The following is a 20,021-nucleotide window of genomic DNA, read 5'->3' on the forward strand; positions in this document are numbered from 1 at the left end:
TATAACATCGTATCATATGCCTGAGCCAAGTGCGGGGGCATTCAAGAATCAGATCCGAAAGGAATTCGTCATGGGCATCAATCTCGTTCTCGTCGCTGTGGCTAACAGCCCGTACCATAATTCAATTATCGATGCTGGTACGACCGCTCTCATCGATGAAAACATCCCAAACCAAACAAAAATCGCTGAAATCCAAGGTTTCGACGCGTTGCCGCCATCGGGAAGCTATCGCGTTTCGATCGTTGAGGATTATCTCGGACGCTTTACCGTCATTCAGGAGAATGACCGCTGGTATCTCGTTGGCGTCTCCCCTCAAGGTGTAAATAACTTCGACTTCGAAGATCCTGACTACGCGGGCGAATTTCCGGGCATTACATTCCAATTCCGCGATTCGACCGATACGAACGACACGGGAACTGTCTATCAACAGCTGGCCGTCGGTGTCCGGCTGAACGATATCGCTAACGAAACGCCGGCCAACCAGGCGCCGCCGAACCCGGCGACGGCCGTGAACGTCAACGAGGGCACGGCTGACGATCAGCTCGTGGCGACGCTGGCGCTCAAGGACGCTGACGACCAGACCATCGGCTACACCTTCCAGAACGCGCTCGCCGGCTCGAACGGGCTGATCAGCGCCGACGGCAAGTTCAAGATCGTCGGCAACCTGATCAAGACCAACGCCGAGGTGGCGGACGTGCAGGATGACACGCCGCTGACCTACGTGGTGGTGGCCAACGACGGCACGGGCGGCGCCAACGCGACCGCGACCGGTGACGTGGTGATCACCATCAAGAACGTTGCTCAGCCGCCGGCCAACCAGGCGCCGCCGAACCCGGCGACGGCCGTGAACGTCAACGAGGGCACGGCTGACGATCAGCTCGTGGCGACGCTGGCGCTCAAGGACGCTGACGACCAGACCATCGGCTACACCTTCCAGAACGCGCTCGCCGGCTCGAACGGGCTGATCAGCGCCGACGGCAAGTTCAAGATCGTCGGCAACCTGATCAAGACCAACGCCGAGGTGGCGGACGTGCAGGATGACACGCCGCTGACCTACGTGGTGGTGGCCAACGACGGCACGGGCGGCGCCAACGCGACCGCGACCGGTGACGTGGTGATCACCATCAAGAACGTTGCCCAGCCGCCGACCGGCCAGACGCTCGGTCTTGACGTGGTAGGGGACACCACCTTCCACGGCACGGATTCGGGTCCGAGCGTGTCTGCCTTCGGCGGTCTCGCGATCACCGGAAACGGCACGCTCACCCTCAAGATCGAGTTCAACAAGCTCGAAGGCGTTCTCGAAGGGATCGGCAACGCGCAGGTCGAGATCCAGGCCGGGCGCATCATCTACACCTTCACCGGCACGAAGGAGGCCCTCGAGGCCATTCTCGACAACGTGAAGTTCAACCCGTTCAACCGGGCGATGGCTTCCGACACGCCGGTGCCCACCGACTTCCTGATCACCCTGGACGACGGCGATCCGGACACCAACAATGCGGTCACCAACAACCAGATCGTCGTGGAGACCGAAATCCTCGGCAACCACGCGCCGGACGTGAGCGTTTCGGATGGCACCGGCGTGACCAGGATCGTCGATACCGGGCCGGATGTGCGTCCGCTGACGGGACTCAACCTTTTCGACGACGAGCATGATGCCCTGACGCTGAAGGTGAAGTTCCTCAAGGATCACGGCGACCTCGTGGTCCCTGAGGGGATCCAATGGACGAAGGCCGACGTCACAGACAACAACGGCAAGCATTACTGGGTCTACACCTTCACCGGTCTGGCTGCCGCCCTCGAAGTGATGATGGACGTGATCAAGTTCGACTCGGCCCCGGTACCGGCGGAAACCGCCCCCGGCACGGTACGGGTGACCGATTTCGAGATCACGGTCGATGACGGGGCCTTGGGCCGCGTGCAGCCGATCCAGCATGTCGAGGTCCACTCGGTGGCCAGCAAGGTGGGCCTCGCCAACGTCGTGGCGCCGCGCGAACTGGCGGCCGTGGGCGCCAAGGTCGGCGATCTCACGCCGAAGGATGCCCATGACAACGCCTTCTCGTACCAGATCGTGCTTGCCAACGGCACGCTCGCGGGTACCGACGGCCGGTTCAAGATCGGCGCCGACGGCAAGTCCATCGAGGTCGCCAACGGCTACCTCCTGGATTACGAGCAGGCGCGGAGCCATAAGCTCAAGCTCAAGGTTACGGTCGCCGACGGGGACAACGACCCGACCAACAACCTCTCGTTCCTGCAGGATGTCACCATCAACGTGGCGAATTGGGCTGCCGAGAGAACGAACGGTTCCGGCGCCAACGACTATTTCGTCGGCGGCACGGGCAAGGACACGCTCTATGGCGGCGCCGGCAACGACAAGCTCAACGGCGGCGCGGGCAATGACATCCTGAAGGGCGGAGCCGGCAAGGATATCTTCATCTTCAACACCAAGCCGACCACGAGCAATATCGACAAGATCGTGGACTTCTCGGCTCCCAACGACTCGTTCTGGCTCGAGAACAAGATCTTCTCCAAACTCGGCAGCGGGACCATGGCGAAGCCCGGCAAGCTGAAGAAGGACTTCTTCGTCAAGGGGGACCATGCCCTGGATCGTAACGATTACATCATCTACGACAGCAAGAAGGGTGTTCTCTACTACGACAAGGACGGCTCCGGCTCCGCCAAGGCGGTCGCATTCGCCACGGTCGGCAAGAACCTCAACATCACGGAAAAGGACTTCTTCGTGATCTAAAAGCCCTTTTCCGGCGAAGCGGCCCCGGTTCACCGTCGAACGCGGTGCGCACAGGGAAAAGAGCCGACGCCGCAATAGGTGAAACACAGCTCTATAGCGTCGGACGTGACATCGAACTCACGTCCGGCGCTTTACCATTTTGATCGTGAGCATCGTTCATGCGGCCCGAAGGGATCGTCCGTGGGCTGCCAAGGCCCTCGCCGTCATGGCCGGACTCGGTGCGGCCATCCACGCCTTCGGAACGTCGCGTCATAAAGACGTGTATGCCCGGCTGATACTACTCACAAACTGACTGCTGTTCCGACAAGAGGACAATGATGTCTTCGCGCTCTGAGATGACTGCTGCTTTGAAGGCAATCTTATTGCCCCAGCTAAAACAAATTGGATTTACAGCATCGGACGTGAAATCGAACGCACATCCGATGCTGTAAGTCACCGTTTTCGAGCATCTTTTCACGCAAAACCGGTCCCCACTTTTGCGTCCGATGCTCTAGTGGAGCATTCCCTAATTTGCGCCGAGAGCACAATGGGGTGGTCGAATTGATCACATTCCAGTCTGACCGACATGGTAGCGCGCTAATGGCAGAATTAGCGAAGTGCCACATGGCAGGGATCAATCACCCCACCCTGGGCCATATCCCAGCATCACAAGTTACAGCTCAGACCCGGCATCCCCTTTATCGCAAGCGTATAGGAGCTCCAGCATCTGGTCAGGAAGGCCTATGGTTTGATGTCTGTGATCAAGGAACGGAAGCAGCGGCTCAAGCAATATGGAGCTATCTCGCTGACGGCAATATCTGGAGCGATCTCTCACCAGACGGCAGTGAAGCGCCTTATCGATAATCGCATCAAATCAGTCTCATCTGACTTTTGAGACTTCGGTGCAGGTCCTGTGAGCAACCGGACCAGCCATCAGGAACTCCGAAGCCACTGCGGATCCAGTGTAAACTTTCGCCCATCACCAACTTCTTACCCATCTGCGGCCTTGGCCGTGTGCTGACGGCTCAGGGCCGGGCATGACGAGAATGATGCTTCCATTGTCGTACCGGATTGGACCTAACGGGCCCGGAGACGCTACCGGCTCTTTCAGCAGAACCGCTCGAGCCGGATGACCCGGCACGGCTCTCCCGCCTGGGCGGGCGGCGCGTGGGGCGGGCGGACGAGCAGGGCCTGCGAGCGCTCCAGGATGCTCAGCACGGACGAATCCTGGATCATGTGCGGCGTCGCCACCGGCAGCAGCATGCGTCCCGGGCCCTGGGACAGGGCGATCTCGAATTCCTCGCCGGCCAGGGAGGCGCGCATGTAGTCCTGCCTCGGGCCGTTGGCGGGCAGGTCCGCGCCGAGAACGGCGTCTTCCGCCGGATCCGCGTCCGGCTGGGCATCGCCGAGCAGGGCGCGAATGGCCGGAATGAGGAAGAGGACCGTGCAGACGAGGGTGGAAACCGGGTTGCCGGGAAGTCCCAGCAGAAGCATCTCCCCGAGCTTGCCGTGCATCAGAGGCTTGCCCGGGCGAAGGGCCACGCGCCAGAAGCCGAGCTCCATTCCCTGGCGCTGCAGCGCCTTCTGGACGAGATCGTGCTCGCCCACGGATGCGCCTCCGAGCGTCACGAGAATGTCGGCGCCCGCGTCGCGCGCCGCCTGGATCCGCTCTTCCAGGGATTCGAGCGTGTCGCGCGCGATGCCGAGATCGATGGCCTCCGCGCCCGCCTTCTCGGCCATCAGAGCCGTGGCGGGCAGGCTCGACGCGGTGATCTGGTCGGGACCGGCCGTCTCGCCGGCGCGCACCAGTTCGTCGCCGGTGGCCAGGATGGCGACGCGGGGCTTACGCCGCACGGGAAGGCTGGCGTGTCCCATGGCGGCCGCCAGGGCGATATGGCGGGAATCGAGGCGAAGCCCTGCCTGAAGGAGCACGTCGCCCGCCGCGAAATCGAGGCCGGCTCTGCGGATATGCTGGCCCGGACGTGGGGCTTCCTTCACAATCACCCGGTTGCCCGCCGTTTCAGTGTCCTCCTGGATCACGACGGTGTCCGCGCCGTCGGGGAGGGGCGCGCCGGTGAAGATGCGCACGGCTTGCTGCGGCGCGAGCGTGCCGGAAAAGCGCCGCCCTGCGGCACTCGTGCCGATCACCTGAAGGGGCGCGGGAACCTGCGCCGCGTCGGCGCTGCGCACGGCGTAACCGTCCATGGCGGAGGCCGGGAAGGGCGGCTGGTCGCGACGGGCGCTCACATCCTCCGCCAATGCGCGGCCCGCGCAGGCGGACAGCGGCACATGCTCGATGGAAACCGGCCGCTCGACGCTTGCCAGCACGCGGGACAGGGCATCCTCGACCGAGATCAGGCTCATGGCGCCTCGAACACTCCCGAGCGTCCGCCGCTCTTCATGCGAAGCCGCACGTTGTCGATGCGCATGCCTTTGTCGGCGGCTTTGACCATGTCGTAGATCGTAAGGCATGCAACCGAGACGGCGGTGAGCGCCTCCATCTCGACGCCCGTCTGACCCGAGACCTTCACCTCCGCCGTCACGCGCACGCCGGGAAGCGCATCGTCCAAGGCGCATTCCACCTTCACCTTGGAGATGAGGAGCGGATGGCAGAGCGGGATCAGTTCGTGGGTGCGCTTCGAGGCCATGATGCCGGCAAGCCGCGCGGTCCCGAGCACGTCACCCTTCTTGGCGTCGCCCTGGCGGATCAGCGCGAGGGTGTCGGGCCGCATTACCACGCATCCTTCCGCGATCGCGGTGCGGCTGGTGACGTCCTTTTCGGACACGTCCACCATGTTGGCCTCGCCGCTCGCGTCGAGGTGCGTGAGCGTCGTCATGCGGCCTCTCCGAACAGCAGGCGCTTCGTGGCCGCCGCCACGTCCGCCTGACGCATCAGGCTCTCGCCCACGAGGAAGGTACGGATCTTCACCCTCGTGAGGCGCTCGATGTCCTGAAGCGTGAAGATTCCGCTCTCGCCGACGACGATGCGGTCCTCCGGGATGAGCGGGGCCAGTTCCTCGCTCACGGCGAGCGAGACCTCGAAGGTGCGAAGATTGCGATTGTTGATGCCGATCAGCTTCGTGCCGAGCGGGATCGCGCGTTCGAGCTCCGCCCGGTCATGCACTTCGACGAGCACGTCCATGCCGAGCGCGTGCGCGGTGTCGATCAGCGCGCGGGCCTCCTCGTCCGAGACGCTCGCCATGATGACCAGAATGCAATCCGCCCCCCAGGCGCGGGCTTCGTAGACCTGATAGGGCTCGAAGAGAAAGTCCTTGCGCAGCGCCGGCAGCCCCGAGGCCTCGCGGGCCTGGTTCAGGTATTCGGGCCTGCCCTGGAAGGAGGGCTCGTCGGTCAGGACCGAAAGGCAGGTCGCGCCGCCTTCCGCATAAGCCCTGGCGAGGCTCGGCGGGTCGAAATCCGGGCGGATCAGCCCCTTCGACGGGCTCGCCTTCTTCACTTCGGCGATCAGGGCGGGGCGGCCTTCCGAAAGATGCCGCTCGATGGCCTTCGCGAAACCTCGCGCGGGAGCGGCATCCAACGCGAGCCGCTTCATCTCCTCCAGGGAAACGGCGGCTTTTGCCGCCGAGATTTCCTGGCGCTTATAGGCTTCGATCCTGCTCAGAACATCGGTCATCGCAGCACCTCACGCATTCGAGACTTTGACAAGGCGTTCCAGCGTGCCCTTGGCGGCGCCGCTGTCAACGGCCTGCGTGGCGCGCTCCAGGCCCTCCCGGAGGTTCGCCGCGGCATCCGCGATCACGAGGGCGGCGGCGGCATTGAGCAGCGCCACGTCGCGATAGGCGTTGCGCGCACCGTCGAGCACGGCGCGCAGGGCCTTCGCGTTGTGCTCGGGATCACCGCCCTTCAGGTCTTCCAGTTTCGACGTCGGCAATCCGACCTCGTCGGGAGTCACCGTGAAGCGGCGGATGGCGCCGTTTTCGAGCGCGGTCACGAAGGTCGGGCCGGTGGTGGTCATCTCGTCGAGGCCGTCGGAGCCGTGCACCGTCCAGACGCGCCGGGAGCCGAGCTCCTTGAGAACCTGGGTGAGCGGCTCGAGCCATACTTCCGAGAACACGCCGAGAAGCTGGTTCCTGGCGCCGGCCGGATTCGCGAGCGGCCCGAGCAGGTTGAAGATCGTGCGGGTGCCGAGTTCCACGCGCACGGGCGCCACATGGCGCATCGCGGCATGATGGGTCTGGGCGAACATGAAGCACAGGCCGGCCTCGTTCACGCAGCGCTCCAGACCCTTCGGGTCGAGTCCGAGCTTCACCCCGAGCGAGGACAGCACGTCCGCAGTGCCGGATTTGGACGACGCCGCGCGGTTTCCGTGCTTGGCGACCGGGACGCCGCAGGCGGCGACGATGATCGACGCGAGGGTCGAGATGTTGTAGCTGCCGGAATGGTCGCCGCCCGTGCCGACGATGTCGACGGCGTTGTCCGGCGCCTTCACCGGCAGCATGCGGCCGCGCATGGCGGTCACCGCGCCGACGATCTCGTCGAGGGACTCGCCGCGAACCCGCAGCGCCATGAGGAATGCCCCGCCTTGCGCCGGCGTCACTTCGCCGGAGAGCAGGTCGTCAAACGCCCATCGCGCCTCGTCCCGGGTCAGAGCGGCGCCGGTTGCGACTTTAGCGAGATAGGATTTGAAGGATTCCATCGGTTCATTGCCTTGGGGTTAAGCGGCGGGTTCGAGCAGGACTTTCGCGTTCAAGCAGGACTTTCGGGCTCAAGCAGGGCTTGCGTCGGTCCGGCGCTGCTTGTCGTTCCAGGCTGCCGCCAGGTCGAAGAAATTGCGCATGATCGTCACCCCGTGCTCGGACAGGATGCTCTCGGGGTGGAACTGCACGCCGTGGATCGGGAGCGAGCGGTGCGACAGTCCCATGACGAGGCCGTCCGCCGTCTCGGCCGTGACGGCCAGCGCCTCCGGGCAGGTCTCCCGGTCCACGATCAGCGAGTGATAGCGGGTCGCCCTGAAGGGGCCGTTGATGCCGCGGAACACCGTTTCTCCCCGGTGCTCCACCTCGGAGACCTTGCCGTGCATGGGCAGGGGGGCGCGGCTCACCGTGCCGCCGAACCCCTGGCCGATGGTCTGCAGGCCGAGGCAGACGCCGAAGGTGGGGATCTCGGGAGAGGCGCGCTTCACGAGATCGAGGCAGATGCCGGCTTCGTTCGGCGTGCACGGCCCTGGGGAGAGCACGATGGCGTCCGGCCGCGAGGCCAGCACCGCGTCGGTCGTGATGGCATCGTTGCGCACGACCTCGACGGAGGTCGCGAGAGGGCCGAGCAGATGCACCAGGTTCCAGGTGAAGCTGTCGTAATTGTCGATGACGAGAACGCGGGTCATGGCGCACCGACGTTCGCGTATGCGGCGGGCCCGGTCAAGGGAAGCATTGGGGCTGTGGCGGTCACTGGCCGATCCTCGCCTGACTCGCGAAGCGCACGGCCTCTTCGGCGGCCCGGAACAGGGCCTTGGCCTTGTTGATGCATTCCTGCTGTTCGGAGGCCGGATCGGAATCGTAGACGATGCCGGCCCCGGCCTGGACGGCCATGCGCCCGTCCTTCACCACGGCGGTGCGCAGCACGATGCAGGTATCCATCTCGCCGTTGGCGCCGAAATAGCCGATGCATCCGGCGTAGGGGCCGCGCTTGTCCTTCTCCAGCTCGTCGATGATCTGCATGGCGCGCACCTTCGGGGCGCCGGAGACCGTGCCGGCCGGAAAGCCCGCCACGAGGGCGTCGAGGGCGTCGAACGAGGGGTCGAGGCGGCCCTCGACGTTCGACACGATGTGCATCACCTGGCTGTAATATTCGAGGAAGAAGGAATCCGTGACCTGCACGGTGCCCATCTCGGCCACCCGGCCCACGTCGTTGCGGCCGAGATCGAGGAGCATGAGGTGCTCGGCCCGCTCCTTCTGGTCGGCGAGCAGGCTTTCCGCGTGGGCGCGGTCCTCGGCGGCGGTCTTGCCGCGCGGGCGCGTGCCGGCGATCGGCCGGATCGTCACTTTGCCGTCGCGCATGCGAACCAGGATCTCCGGCGAGGAGCAGACGATCTGGAAATCCTCGAAGTCGAGATAGCACAGGAACGGGGCCGGATTGACCCGGCGCAGCGAACGATAGAGCGCGAAGGCGGGGAGGGGGAACGCCGCCTCGAAGCGCTGCGACAGCACCACCTGGAAGATGTCGCCCGCGCGGATATAGTCCTTTGCCCGGGCGACCATGCCCTCGAACTCGCCCGACGTCGTATTCGAGACCGGAGGGTCGAAGTGGATGGCGGTCGGGTCGCTGCGGTCCTCGATGGGAAGCGGCTGTTCGAGGGCGTGCGTCACCGCATCGAGCCGCGCGAGGGCCGCCTCGTAGGCGGCTTTCGCCGGGATGCCGGTTTGCGGGCGCACGGGCGTGATGAGCGAGATCTCGTCCTTCACCGCATCGAACACCACCATCACGGTGGGACGGATGAGGATCGCGTCCGGCACTTCGAGCACGTCCGCATTCGCTTCTGGCAGGCGCTCCATCTGGCGCACCATGTCGTAGCCCAGATAGCCGAAGAGGCCCGCCGCCATGGGCGGGAGGTCGTCGGAAAGCGGCAGGGCGCTTTCCCTGATGAGCGCCCGCAGGCTGTCCAGGGCAGGGCGCTCGTCGGTCACGAACCGCCTGTCACGGGCGAGCGCATTGCGGTCGATGGCGGCGACGCCGTTCTGGCATCGCCACACGAGATCCGGATCGAGACCGATCATCGAGAAGCGGCCCCGGGTGGCGCCGCCCTCCACGGATTCCAGCAGAAAGGCGGAGCCTTGCCGGTGGTGCCGCAGCTTGATGAAGGCGGCGACGGGAGTGAGAAGGTCGCCGACGAGGGTGGCGCGCAGGATGCCCGCTTCGCCCTCCCCGTAGGCCTCCGCAAACGTCTCGAAATCGGGCGCGATGCTCATGGCTCAGAATTCGCCGCTTCCGGTCGCCTGCTGCAGGGCGCGCTGGTTGACGGTGACGCCGAGATCCTGGCGGGCCTGGGCGATGTACTGGTTGATCAGGTCGTCGCTCATGCCGTTGCGCAGCTGGGTTTCGACATTCTGCGCTTCCTGGGTCGTGGTGATCATGGGCGGCACGGTGGCTGCCGTGACCTTGTAGACGACGCGTGAATCGGCCCCGTTCGCCGCGTTGCCGGCCTTGCCGACGGGGGTCGCGAAGATGCGGTTCACGGCATCGGCCGAGAGATCGTCCTTCGCGGCGTTACGGGCGAGATCGGTCGCGGTCTTCGCGTCCGCGCCCACGTCCTGGGCCACGGTCTCGATGGCCTCACCCTTGTCGAGACGCTCGGTGAGCTGAGTGGCCTTCTCGGCCAGGCGCTGGCTCACCTGGTCCTCGCGCCATTGCGCGGCGACCTGATCGCGCACCTCGTCGAGGGTCTTCTCGCGGGACGGGTCAATTCCCGTCACGTCGTACCAGACATAGCCGGAGGCGACGCGCAGGGGCTCGTTGTCGACGCCGATATCCGACGCGAAGGCCGCCTTGGCGAGGGCGTCGCGGTCAGGCGCGTTCACCGGGTTCCCGGCCTTGTCGAGGCCCTGCGCGTCCATGGCGGGCACCTGGACGAGGGTCAGGCCCTTTTCCTTGGCGATGTCGGCGAGCGGCTTGGCGCCGGCGCGCAGATCCTCGATCTCGTCATGGATCCGCTCGATCTGGTCCTGGGCGCGCTCGCGGGCGATCTCTCCGCGGATTTCAGCCGCGACCTCCTCGAAGGGACGGACGGATTCGGGCTGGATCTGGGTCACGCGGAGGATCACCGGACCGAAGCGGCCCTGGACCGGGTCGCTCACGCCGCCCTCGGGCAGGCTGAAGGCGGCATCGGCCACCGCGGGGTCGAGCATCTCGGCCTTCGAGAAGGTGCCGAGGTCGAGGCCGGAGGCGGAAACCCCGCGCTCCGCGGCGACGGCGGCGAAATCCGTCCCTTCCTTGATCTTGGCGGACGCCGCCTGCGCGTCGTCCATGGACGTGAAGGGGATCTGCTGGATCGTGCGGCGTTCCGGCTGGCCGTATTTCGCCTTCTGCTGGTCGTAGAACTGGCGGGCATCGGCGTCCGAAACGTCATTGGGCTTGGCGATCGCGGCGGCGTCGAGCGCCATGGCGTTGACGGCGCGGTATTCCGGGGCGCGGTAGCCGGCCTTGTGCTCCTCGTAGAAGCTCTTGAGCTGCTCGTCGGTAGGAGCCGGGATGTCCCCCGCCATCCCGGCATTCAGCACGAGATAGGCAGCGGTCCGCCGCTCGGCGGCGAAACGGTGCAGGGCTTCCTTCGCGGCGGCCGGAACGGTCACGTCGCCGGCCAGCGCGTCCGCAAGCTGAGCGCGGGCCATGGCGGACCGCTGCTCCTGAACGAATCCGGGCTCCGAGAGGCCGGCATTGCGCAGCGCCTGATCGAACAGGGCGCGGTTGAACTGGCCGTCGGGTCCCTTGAAGGCGGGATTGTCGACGATGGAGCGGGCCACGAGCTCGTCCGAGACGGACAGGCCCAGGCGCTTGGCTTCCTCGGCCATGACGGCTTCGGTGACGAGGGAGTTGAGCACCTGCTGGTCGAGGCCGAACAGGCGCGCCTGCTCGGGGCTGATCACGGTGCGGAACTGCCGGCTCAGTTGCTGAAGCTGGTTCGTGTAGGCGTTGCGCACCTGGTTCACCGTGATGGGCGTCTTGCCCACCTCGGCGACCGTCGATTCCGGCCTCGTACGGAAGATGTCGCCGATTCCCCAGATCGCGAAGCTGATGATCAGCCCCACGAAGAAGACGGTGGCGATGGTTTTGCCGACCAGGGTCTGCCCAGCCTTGCGCATGTTCCGAAGCATCGTGAACCCGTTCTCAAAAAACTTAATTAAGAGGCCGATAGCCCATCAAAGGCCCGGGGAAAAGGGCAAGTCCAGTTGAAAGAGGCCTTAAGGCTCTGCTACTGCCAACTTATCAAGCGTGACAGGAGTTCTGGAATGAGCGTCGATAGGCCGCGCCCGCTGGTGGCGGGCAACTGGAAGATGAACGGTCTCATGAGGTCCTCGGCCAAGGTCCTGGGCGAGGTCCATGCCGGATACACACCCGGCCTGAGGGCCAAGGTCGATCTCGTCGTCTGCCCGCCCGCAACGCTCGTGTCGGCCTTCGCCCACATGTCGGTCGGGACCCGGGTCGCGATCGGCGGCCAGGACTGCCACGCCAAGGAATCCGGAGCCTTCACGGGCGATCTTTCGGCCGAGATGCTGGCCGATGCCGGGGCCGCCTTCGTGATCGTCGGGCATTCGGAGCGCCGGCAGTACCACCGCGAAAAGGATGCCGATGTCTGCGCCAAGGCCGCCGCGGCCCACCGGGCAGGACTGACAGCCATCGTGTGCGTCGGCGAGACCCGCGAAGAGCGCGAGGCGGGCAAGGCCCTCTCGGTCGTCTGCGAGCAGCTGCGCGGCTCGATCCCTGCCGATTCCAACAGTCACAATCTCGTGGTGGCCTATGAACCCGTCTGGGCCATCGGCACGGGCCTGACCCCGACCGCCGCCGACGTGGCCGAAGTCCACGCCGCGATCCGCGAGGAGCTCAAGCGCCTCGTGGGCAAGGCGGATTACGGCCGGGTGCGGATTCTCTACGGCGGCTCCGTGAAGCCTTCGAACGCGGCCGAGCTCATGGGGGTCGAGAACGTCGACGGCGCTCTCGTGGGCGGCGCGAGCCTCGTGGCGGCCGATTTCCTCGGGATTGCCGCCGCCTATCTGGGCTGACGTCACGCCCGACACCATCCCGGGGTCGCGAAGCGGAGCCCGGGATCCATAACCGCTCGCGATATAAGGGGAGGTGAGGGGGGTGCCCCTCCTCTGCTTAGTCGCGGCGATGGGTCCCGGCCCGCACGGGAAGACGTCGGGGCCTTGGTTTTCCCGGGCGCTTCAACAACAAAAGCGCCCTTGCGGGTCTTTGATCCTGCGCCCACCTATGCTACAGGCCGCCGCAACGAACGGATTGCGAGCGGCTGACGCATTTCAAGCGCAGCCGCTTGAGGTTTTTGGAACGATGCAAACAGTTCTCATTATTATCCACCTGGTCATTGTGCTCGCCCTGATCGGCGTGGTTCTCCTGCAGCGCTCCGAAGGCGGCGGCATGGGGCTCGGCGGTGGCGGAGGCGGCGGCGTGTCCGGTTTCATGACCGGCCGCGGCCAGGCCAACGCCCTGACCCGCGCGACCGCGATTCTCGCCGCTCTGTTCTTCGTGACGAGCATTGCGTTGACCGTCATGGCGACGACCAGTCGGGGACCGCGTTCGATTCTCGACGGGGCCGCTCCGGCTCCCGCCGGCCAGACGGCGCCCGCGGCGCCGCAGGGAGGCAGCGTGCTCGAGCAGCTGCAACGTCTCCAGGGCGAGCAGCAGCCGGCAAATCCGGCTCCTGCGCCCAATGCTCCGGCGCCGGCGCCCGCAGCGCCTCAGCAGTAAGCCAAGCAGCAGGGCCGGAACTCCGGCCCTCTTCTTTTGTGGATGGTTTCGGGGCGGCAGGATTCGCGCATTGCGAATCGGCGCTCCTTATTGATGGATAGGGGTCCATGACGCGGTACGTATTTATCACCGGCGGCGTGGTGTCTTCGCTCGGCAAGGGTCTGGCTTCGGCTGCCCTGGGAGCGCTTCTCCAAGCACGCGGCTACAAGGTCAGGCTTCGCAAGCTCGACCCATATCTCAACGTCGATCCGGGGACGATGAGTCCCTATCAGCACGGCGAGGTCTTCGTGACCGACGACGGCGCCGAGACGGATCTCGATCTGGGCCATTACGAGCGCTTCACGGGCGTTCCGGCATCCAAGGCCGACAACATCACCACGGGCCGGATCTATCTCGACATCATCACCAAGGAGCGGCGCGGCGACTATCTCGGCGCCACGATCCAGGTGATTCCGCACGTCACTAACGCTATCAAGGACTTCGTGCTCACCGGCAACGAGGGCTTCGACTTCGTGCTGGTGGAGATCGGCGGAACGGTCGGCGACATCGAGGGCCTGCCGTTCTTCGAGGCGATCCGCCAGCTCGGCAACGACCTGGAGCGCGGTCAGGCGATCTACGTCCACCTGACCCTGCTGCCGTTCATTCCTTCGGCCGGAGAGCTGAAGACGAAGCCGACGCAGCACTCGGTCGCGGAGCTCCGCTCCATCGGCATCCAGCCCGACATCCTGCTCTGCCGCACGGATCGCGAGATTCCCAAGGACGAGCGCCGCAAGCTCGCTCTCTTCTGCAACGTGCGCGAGACGGCGGTGATCGAGGCGCGCGACGCCCGTTCCATCTACGACGTGCCGCTCGCGTATCACGAGGCGGGGCTCGACAGCGAAGTGCTGGCCGCTTTCGGCCTGGACAGCTCCAAGAGCCCGGACCTGGGCCGCTGGACGAAGATCTCCGAGCGCGTTCACAATCCCGAGGGGGAGGTGAACATCGCCGTCGTCGGCAAGTATACGGGCCTCAAGGACGCCTATAAATCGCTCATCGAGTCCCTGCATCACGGCGGCATCGCCAATCAGGTGAAGGTGAACCTGCACTGGATCGAGAGCGAGATCTTCGAGAACGAGGATCCGGCTCCGTTCCTCGAAGGCATTCACGGCATCATGGTGCCGGGCGGCTTCGGCCAGCGCGGCGCGGAGGGCAAGATCCGGGCGGCCCGGTTCGCCCGCGAGCGCAAGGTGCCGTATTTCGGCATCTGCTTCGGCATGCAGATGGCGGTGATCGAGGCGGCTCGCTCGCTCGCCGGAATCAAGGAGGCCAATTCCACCGAATTCGGCCCGACGCCGGAGCCCGTGGTCGGCATTCTCACCGAGTGGCTGCGCGGCAACGAACTCGAAAAGCGCGTGGCGGGCGGCGATCTCGGCGGCACCATGCGGCTGGGCGCCTTCCAGGCTAAGCTTGCTCCCGGCAGCAAGGTGGCCGAGATCTACGGCGGCACGGAGATCTCCGAGCGCCATCGCCACCGCTACGAGGTCAACATGTCCTATCGCGAGCGGCTGGAAGCCAAGGGCCTGCGCTTCTCCGGCGTGTCGCCCGACGGCGTCCTGCCCGAGATTGTGGAATATGAGGATCATCCCTGGTTCATCGGTGTCCAGTACCACCCGGAGCTGAAGTCGCGCCCCTTCGAGCCGCATCCGCTCTTCAAGAGCTTCATTCACGCGGCCGTGGAGCAGAGCCGACTCGTCTGATCATCGAGACGAGGATCCCGCCCCATTGAGGGACAATCGGTCCTGGCTGAACACTGGTTTCAGCCAAGACACGCCTGTCAAAGCTGCTCCCGTGAGGGGAGGCGGGTCCGTACGATGCTTTCCCGCACCGTGCGAAAAAGTGGCCCCGGTTTTTCGCCCGAACGATGCGCTCTTTCCAAGGAGGGAGCATCGGATTCGATCCCGAAAGTGCAAATCCACTTTTCACGTCCGATGCTCTAGATCACGATGAAGTCGTGATGGAAGACCGACGCCTTGTTGGCGAGGGTTGCAATCTTAATCGCGGCGATCTTGCCCGTGCCGTCGGCGTCGTAATACACGCTACCAGTCGACTTGTCGTAGATGATGCGGTCGTTCGCATCCTTGGCCGTCTTGCCCAGGACGAAGGCCGTGCTCGACAGGGGCCCCATGGGCAACGCCTTGAAGATCGCCTTCTTGAGCTGGAACGTATCGTAACGCGACGAGAAGTCGGTGATCGCGTCGGGATACAGCTTGTTCGGCGCGCTTTCGAAGAGGAAAACGTCGGCGCCGCTGCCGCCGGTCAGAGTGTCCTTGCCTGCGCCTCCGGAGAGAGTGTCGTTCCCGCCGCCGCCGACGAGAACGTCGTTTCCTCCTCCGCCCCCGAGACGGTCTTTGCCGCTGCCGCCGACGAACGTGTTGGCGGCAGACGAGCCTCCTGTTACTTCCGTCGAGCGGTTGCCGATCGTGACGGTCAGCTCCTTGTCATGGCTCAGGCCGCCCGCATCCGTGGCGCGGACCTTGATCCGAAAGGAACCCTGCTGTTCGAAATCGAGGAGCAAGCCATTCTTCACGACGATGGTGCCGTCGCCTCTCAGGGCAAAACGGCCGCCGGCATCATCGAGCAGGGAATAGGTGATTTCATCCCAGGCGTTCGGATCCTCCACCTGCAACGTTCCCACGGCGGTGCCCGTGCCCGACAGCTCGAGAACGGTTCCTCCCGACAGGGCGATATCGGTCGGACCGCTATTCGTGTAGGTGCCGCTGCTGTCGGTCACCGTCTCGATACCGTGCCGGAAGAGCAGGCCGCGTTCACGAACCGTGAAGGCACCTCCCATGAGGATCACCCTGTCGGCCCCACCGGCCGCTCCATCCAACAGGGACGCGATGGATTTCTCGTTGAGAGTGACGGCTGTTCCGGCCGCATCCGTCAGCTCGATGCCGACATTCATGAACGTCTTGTTGCTCAGGTCGAAGGCATTGCCTGAGAGCCGAAGCACATTCGTGCCGGCGCCTCCGTCGATCACGGCGAATTCCGCCAGCCGCCCCGCATTCGCGACAAGAGTGTCATTCCCCGCCGAACCGCGAACGACCTCGAAGCCCGCCAGGGCGGACGGGATCGTGAGATCGAGCACTCCCGCCGCAATCATCGCGAGGGTGTCGATTCCGCGGCCGCCATCGAGCCGGTCGGCCGCATTGAATGTACCCTGGGCGATAGAGAGCGTCTCGCTCGAATCCGTTCCCGTGGCCATGTCGTCCCCGGGGGTCAGCGCCTGCCCGTCCGCAGGCATGAAACGGCGGACGTACACGTCCGGCGGGGTGCTGTTCTCCGTCGGGTGGTACGATTGGTACGCAACGAGCCAGCTCCCATCGGGAAGGCTCGTCACATGCGGCTGGGCCTGATCGGCAATCGTTCCGATCGTCACCAATGTCTCACCGCCGAGGGGCGCACCATCCGCCCCGAAGCGCTGCTGATAGATGCCGTAGCCCGATCCGTCCTGTGTTTCGGATTCCCAGGAGACGACCCAGCCCCCGTCGGCAAGTGCGGCGACGCTTGAATTCCTCTGGTCTCCCGCGATCGTCGCATTGACCTTGGTCATTGCGCCGACCGGATCCCCGTCCGCGTCATAGCGCTGCTGATAGATCCCGCGCCCCCAGCCGTCCTTGCCGTTCGAGACATCCCAGGTGACGACCCATCCGCCGTCGATAAGGGCGGCGACGCTGGGGATCGCCGCAAATCGGTTGGTGCCGACGGCGGAATAAACCACGGCTTCGTCCCCATCGGGGTTCCCGTTCTTGTCGAATCGCTGCTGCCGGACATCGCCATTTTCCCAAGTGACCACCCAGCCTCCGTCCGCGAGCGTCGTCACGCTCGGCGCCTCATCGAAATTGACCGCGAGTGTATTGACTTGTGTCTCCGGACCGGTCGGTGTGCCATCCTGGGCATAGCGTTGCTGATAGATCTCCCCATTCGTGCCGTCGGCCCGGGGGCCCTGCCAGGTGACGACCCATCCGCCGCCGGAACCGTCCGGATCGAGCGGCAGCGCGGTGACGCTCGCAGCCCTCTGGTCGCCTGTCACCGTCGTATTGATCAATCGATCCTGCGGATGGTTCGCATCGTCCAGAAACTGCGGCTGCCCCTCGGCATCAAAACGCTGCTGATAGATTCCCCAGCCCGAACCGTCCTGGGCTCGGGATTCCCAGGTCACGACCCAGCCGCCATCGGGTAGAGCCGTCACAACGGCTACTCTTTGAGTATCAACGGTGATCACGTTGACCCTGCTCTCACCCCCGGCCGGTGCGCCTTGCGGGTCGTAGCGCTGTTGGTAGATGTCGACGTTACTCTCCCAGGTGACGACCCAGCCGCCGTTGGCGAGCACGGTCACGTCGGGGTCGGTCTGTGTCCCGGGCGTCGTCGTGTTGATCCGGACTTCGGGGCCGGCATTGATCACGGAGATCGTCATGGCATACTCTACATCTCGTCGAGAATGACGATAACTGTATATCATTCACTCTCGCCTGCAAGCGATTGCGCTCTAGATACGTTGCTCATGACCCGCCGGATCGACCATCTCGTCATCGCCGTTCACGATCTCGACAAAGCCGCCGAGTTCTACCGGCGTCTCGGCTTCCAGGTCGGCTCCCGCAATCGGCATTCGTGGGGCACGGAGAACCGGATCGTCCAGTTCCCCGGAACCTTCCTCGAGCTGATCACGGTCGGCGAGGGGGCTCGGATCCCGCCTCACGAGCAGGACCGCTTCAGCTTCGGGGCCTTCGTCCGGGATTATCTGAACGACCGCGAAGGCCTGGCCATGCTGGTGCTGGACAGCCCGGACGCCAAGGCGGACGCCGAGGCCTTCGCGAAAAAGGGCATCGGCGCCTTCGAGCCCTTCCATTTCGAGCGCAAGGGCAGGCGGCCCGACGGAACGGAGACGGTCGTGGCCTTTTCCCTGGCTTTCGCGGCCGACAAGGCAGCCCCGAAGGCAGGCTTCTTCGTTTGCCAGCAGCATTTCCCGGAGAACTTCTGGAACCCGGCCTTTCAAGCCCACGAGAACGGAGCCACAGGACTCGCGACGGTCGCCCTGGCGGCGCCGGATCCCGATCGCTGCAAGAGGTTCCTGACGGATTTCACAGGCGCTGTTCCCACGAGCCCGGCCCTGCACGATCTGTCGTTCCGTCTCGCGGATTCTCACCTGGACGTGATGACGCCTGACGACGCCGCGGAAAGTTACGTGTCCGTCGAAGCGGAAATGCACCAGCCCTGCTTCGTGGCCTTCACGGTGCGGGTGGAGAACCTCGCAGCCCTCTCCAAGCGCCTGGAGGCCGCGGAAGTGCCTTATCAGCACGTCGGCAGCAGGCTCGTCGTGCCGGCGAGCGCCGCCTTCGGGGTCGCCATCGCGTTCGAGGCAACACAATAAATTAACCATGGTCCCATTACGATCGTGTCAATGAATCGTAGGGGCTATCCGTGACGTCCACTCTGGCGGGTTTATTCGACTTCCTGGTCTTCTTCCTCATCGCCGTCGCGCTCGTCGTTCTGTATCTGGGCGTCTATACCCTGGCGACGATGCACAACGAGTTCGCGCTGATCCGCCAGAACGTAATCTCGGCCTCGACCGCCCTCGGCTTCAGCCTCGTCGGCTTCGCCCTGCCGCTGGGCAGCGCCATCGTCCACGCGCAGGGTATCGTCGATCTGCTGGTCTGGGGCCTGGTCGCCCTGGCGGTTCAGATCGTCGTGTACTGGCTGGTGCGCATCCTGATGCCGAATCTCTCCCAGCGCATCGCCGGAGGCGAGATGGCCGCGGCCCTGTTCCTCGGCGCATCCTCCCTGTCGGCGGGCATCATCAACGCGGCGTCGATGACCTTCTGAGACCTCCATCGTCATCACCGCTTCCCGTCCGGCCCGAAACGGAGTAGGGGGACGGGATCATGACCGATACCCAACAGACTCCCGCCGTCGTCGAGGCCGGTTCAGTCCGCTTCGGCAATCACCTGCCGCTCAGCATCATCGCCGGGCCCTGCGCCATGGAGAGCCGCGACCACGCGCTCGAGATGGCGGCGGCGCTCAAGGAGATCACGGGCAAGCTCGGCTTAGGCCTCGTCTACAAGTCGTCCTTCGACAAGGCGAACCGCACCTCGATTGCGAGTGCGCGCGGCATCGGGCTCGACAAGGCGCTTTCCATCTTCGCCGAGGTGAAGGAGCGGTTCGGCCTTCCGGTCATCACCGACGTGCACGAGAACGAGCAATGCGCTCTTGTCGGCGAAGTGGTCGATATCCTCCAGATTCCCGCCTTCCTGTGCCGGCAGACCGATCTTCTGGTCGCCGCCGCCCGGACGGGCCGGGTCGTGAACGTGAAGAAGGGCCAGTTCCTGGCGCCCTGGGACATGGCGAATGTCGCCGCGAAGGTGAGGGCGGCCGGAAACCCGAACGTCATGCTCACCGAGCGCGGCGCCTCCTTCGGCTACAACACCCTCGTGTCAGACATGCGCTCGTTGCCGATCATGGCCGAGACCGGCGCGCCGGTGATCTTCGATGCCACCCATTCGGTGCAGCAGCCCGGCGGCAAGGGCGCGACCTCGGGCGGGCAGCGCGAGTTCGTGCCGGTGCTGGCCCGCGCCGCGGTCGCCGTGGGCGTGGCGGGCGTCTTCATCGAGACGCACCAGGACCCGGACAAGGCGCCCTCCGACGGGCCCAACATGGTCCCTCTGAAGGAGCTGGAGGGCCTGCTCGCCGGCCTGAAGGCCTTCGACGCGCTGGCTAAGGGCAGGGTGGCCTGAAGAACACTTTCGCTCCAGACCGTCCTCGTCATCCCCGCGAAGACTGGCAGGACGGCGGTGGTGCCGGGACCGTGACGACGCGCGCATGA

Annotated in this window: 16 protein-coding genes; 8 read left to right on the forward strand and 8 right to left on the reverse strand. The window is 65.0% G+C overall.

Annotation, left to right across the window (positions count from 1 at the left end; all coding sequences use genetic code 11):
• Positions 1–70: 70 nt before the first annotated feature.
• Both AB8841_RS18420 and AB8841_RS18425 read left to right on the forward strand, forming a co-directional pair.
• Positions 71–2,746 carry a hypothetical protein gene (locus AB8841_RS18420; protein ID WP_370437269.1) on the forward strand — a complete coding sequence of 892 codons (2,676 nt, stop codon included), beginning with the start codon at positions 71–73 and terminating at the stop codon, positions 2,744–2,746.
• Between the two features lie 447 nt (positions 2,747–3,193).
• The gene (locus AB8841_RS18425) at positions 3,194–3,589 is read left to right on the forward strand and encodes a DUF4304 domain-containing protein (protein WP_370439304.1); all 396 of its coding nucleotides are present in this window, start codon (positions 3,194–3,196) and stop codon (positions 3,587–3,589) included.
• 243 nt (positions 3,590–3,832) lie between these two features.
• Here the strand turns inward: AB8841_RS18425 and glp are convergent, their stop codons facing one another.
• The 7 genes from glp to AB8841_RS18460 form a co-directional block, all read right to left on the reverse strand.
• Positions 3,833–5,089 carry a gephyrin-like molybdotransferase Glp gene (glp, locus tag AB8841_RS18430; protein ID WP_370437270.1) on the reverse strand — a complete coding sequence of 419 codons (1,257 nt, stop codon included), beginning with the start codon at positions 5,087–5,089 and terminating at the stop codon, positions 3,833–3,835.
• Positions 5,086–5,562 carry a cyclic pyranopterin monophosphate synthase MoaC gene (moaC, locus tag AB8841_RS18435; protein WP_370437271.1) on the reverse strand — a complete coding sequence of 159 codons (477 nt, stop codon included), beginning with the start codon at positions 5,560–5,562 and terminating at the stop codon, positions 5,086–5,088. Before moaC ends, glp begins: the two co-directional genes overlap by 4 nt.
• A complete protein-coding gene (gene trpC, locus AB8841_RS18440) occupies positions 5,559–6,359 on the reverse strand; it encodes an indole-3-glycerol phosphate synthase TrpC (RefSeq protein WP_370437272.1) in 801 nt (266 codons plus the stop codon). Before trpC ends, moaC begins: the two co-directional genes overlap by 4 nt.
• Before the next feature lie 9 nt (positions 6,360–6,368).
• Complete coding sequence (gene trpD / locus AB8841_RS18445; protein ID WP_370437273.1) at positions 6,369–7,382, reverse strand: anthranilate phosphoribosyltransferase; 1,014 nt, start codon at positions 7,380–7,382, stop codon at positions 6,369–6,371.
• Between the two features lie 69 nt (positions 7,383–7,451).
• Positions 7,452–8,069 carry an aminodeoxychorismate/anthranilate synthase component II gene (locus tag AB8841_RS18450; protein ID WP_370437274.1) on the reverse strand — a complete coding sequence of 206 codons (618 nt, stop codon included), beginning with the start codon at positions 8,067–8,069 and terminating at the stop codon, positions 7,452–7,454.
• Positions 8,070–8,130: 61 nt separating this feature from the next.
• A complete protein-coding gene (trpE, locus tag AB8841_RS18455; RefSeq protein WP_370437275.1) occupies positions 8,131–9,651 on the reverse strand; it encodes an anthranilate synthase component I in 1,521 nt (506 codons plus the stop codon).
• 3 nt (positions 9,652–9,654) lie between these two features.
• Positions 9,655–11,541, reverse strand: coding sequence for a peptidyl-prolyl cis-trans isomerase (locus AB8841_RS18460; RefSeq protein WP_370437276.1), 1,887 nt, complete (start codon positions 11,539–11,541; stop codon positions 9,655–9,657).
• A gap of 147 nt (positions 11,542–11,688) precedes the next feature.
• Between AB8841_RS18460 and tpiA the strand changes: the two genes are divergently transcribed.
• From tpiA to AB8841_RS18475, 3 genes are all read left to right on the forward strand, one after another.
• Positions 11,689–12,459 carry a triose-phosphate isomerase gene (gene tpiA, locus AB8841_RS18465; protein ID WP_370437277.1) on the forward strand — a complete coding sequence of 257 codons (771 nt, stop codon included), beginning with the start codon at positions 11,689–11,691 and terminating at the stop codon, positions 12,457–12,459.
• A gap of 286 nt (positions 12,460–12,745) precedes the next feature.
• Positions 12,746–13,162: a preprotein translocase subunit SecG gene (gene secG / locus AB8841_RS18470; protein ID WP_370437278.1), complete on the forward strand. Its 417-nt coding sequence runs from the start codon at positions 12,746–12,748 to the stop codon at positions 13,160–13,162.
• Positions 13,163–13,269: 107 nt separating this feature from the next.
• Positions 13,270–14,898 (forward strand): CTP synthase, encoded by a 1,629-nt coding sequence (locus AB8841_RS18475; RefSeq protein ID WP_370437279.1) that lies wholly within the window; start codon positions 13,270–13,272, stop codon positions 14,896–14,898.
• Positions 14,899–15,134: 236 nt separating this feature from the next.
• On the opposite strand, the gene AB8841_RS18480 is transcribed toward AB8841_RS18475, so the two are convergent.
• Positions 15,135–17,618 (reverse strand): hypothetical protein, encoded by a 2,484-nt coding sequence (locus AB8841_RS18480; RefSeq protein WP_370437280.1) that lies wholly within the window; start codon positions 17,616–17,618, stop codon positions 15,135–15,137.
• An 87-nt stretch (positions 17,619–17,705) separates the two neighbouring features.
• On the opposite strand from AB8841_RS18480, the gene AB8841_RS18485 reads away from it, so the two are divergent.
• From AB8841_RS18485 to kdsA, 3 genes are read left to right on the forward strand one after another with little or no spacing between them, the layout of a single operon-like run.
• Positions 17,706–18,572, forward strand: coding sequence for a VOC family protein (locus AB8841_RS18485; RefSeq protein WP_370437281.1), 867 nt, complete (start codon positions 17,706–17,708; stop codon positions 18,570–18,572).
• A 50-nt stretch (positions 18,573–18,622) separates the two neighbouring features.
• Complete coding sequence (locus tag AB8841_RS18490) at positions 18,623–19,024, forward strand: DUF350 domain-containing protein (RefSeq protein WP_370437282.1); 402 nt, start codon at positions 18,623–18,625, stop codon at positions 19,022–19,024.
• A gap of 59 nt (positions 19,025–19,083) precedes the next feature.
• Entirely contained in the window at positions 19,084–19,932 is an 849-nt protein-coding gene (gene kdsA / locus AB8841_RS18495; RefSeq protein WP_370437283.1) for a 3-deoxy-8-phosphooctulonate synthase, read from the forward strand.
• Positions 19,933–20,021 lie beyond the last annotated feature (89 nt).

Source organism: Microvirga sp. TS319 (assembly GCF_041276405.1).
Lineage (GTDB): Bacteria > Pseudomonadota > Alphaproteobacteria > Rhizobiales > Beijerinckiaceae > Microvirga.

Coding starts and splice junctions, on each gene's coding strand:
- AB8841_RS18420 (WP_370437269.1), top strand. CDS start 71: ATGGGCATCAATCTCGTTCTCGTCGCTGTGGCTAACAGCCCGTACCAT.
- glp (WP_370437270.1), bottom strand. CDS start 5,089: ATGAGCCTGATCTCGGTCGAGGATGCCCTGTCCCGCGTGCTGGCAAGC.
- moaC (WP_370437271.1), bottom strand. CDS start 5,562: ATGACGACGCTCACGCACCTCGACGCGAGCGGCGAGGCCAACATGGTG.
- trpC (WP_370437272.1), bottom strand. CDS start 6,359: ATGACCGATGTTCTGAGCAGGATCGAAGCCTATAAGCGCCAGGAAATC.
- trpD (WP_370437273.1), bottom strand. CDS start 7,382: ATGGAATCCTTCAAATCCTATCTCGCTAAAGTCGCAACCGGCGCCGCT.
- AB8841_RS18450 (WP_370437274.1), bottom strand. CDS start 8,069: ATGACCCGCGTTCTCGTCATCGACAATTACGACAGCTTCACCTGGAAC.
- trpE (WP_370437275.1), bottom strand. CDS start 9,651: ATGAGCATCGCGCCCGATTTCGAGACGTTTGCGGAGGCCTACGGGGAG.
- AB8841_RS18460 (WP_370437276.1), bottom strand. CDS start 11,541: ATGCGCAAGGCTGGGCAGACCCTGGTCGGCAAAACCATCGCCACCGTC.
- tpiA (WP_370437277.1), top strand. CDS start 11,689: ATGAGCGTCGATAGGCCGCGCCCGCTGGTGGCGGGCAACTGGAAGATG.
- secG (WP_370437278.1), top strand. CDS start 12,746: ATGCAAACAGTTCTCATTATTATCCACCTGGTCATTGTGCTCGCCCTG.
- AB8841_RS18475 (WP_370437279.1), top strand. CDS start 13,270: ATGACGCGGTACGTATTTATCACCGGCGGCGTGGTGTCTTCGCTCGGC.
- AB8841_RS18480 (WP_370437280.1), bottom strand. CDS start 17,618: ATGACGATCTCCGTGATCAATGCCGGCCCCGAAGTCCGGATCAACACG.
- AB8841_RS18485 (WP_370437281.1), top strand. CDS start 17,706: ATGACCCGCCGGATCGACCATCTCGTCATCGCCGTTCACGATCTCGAC.
- kdsA (WP_370437283.1), top strand. CDS start 19,084: ATGACCGATACCCAACAGACTCCCGCCGTCGTCGAGGCCGGTTCAGTC.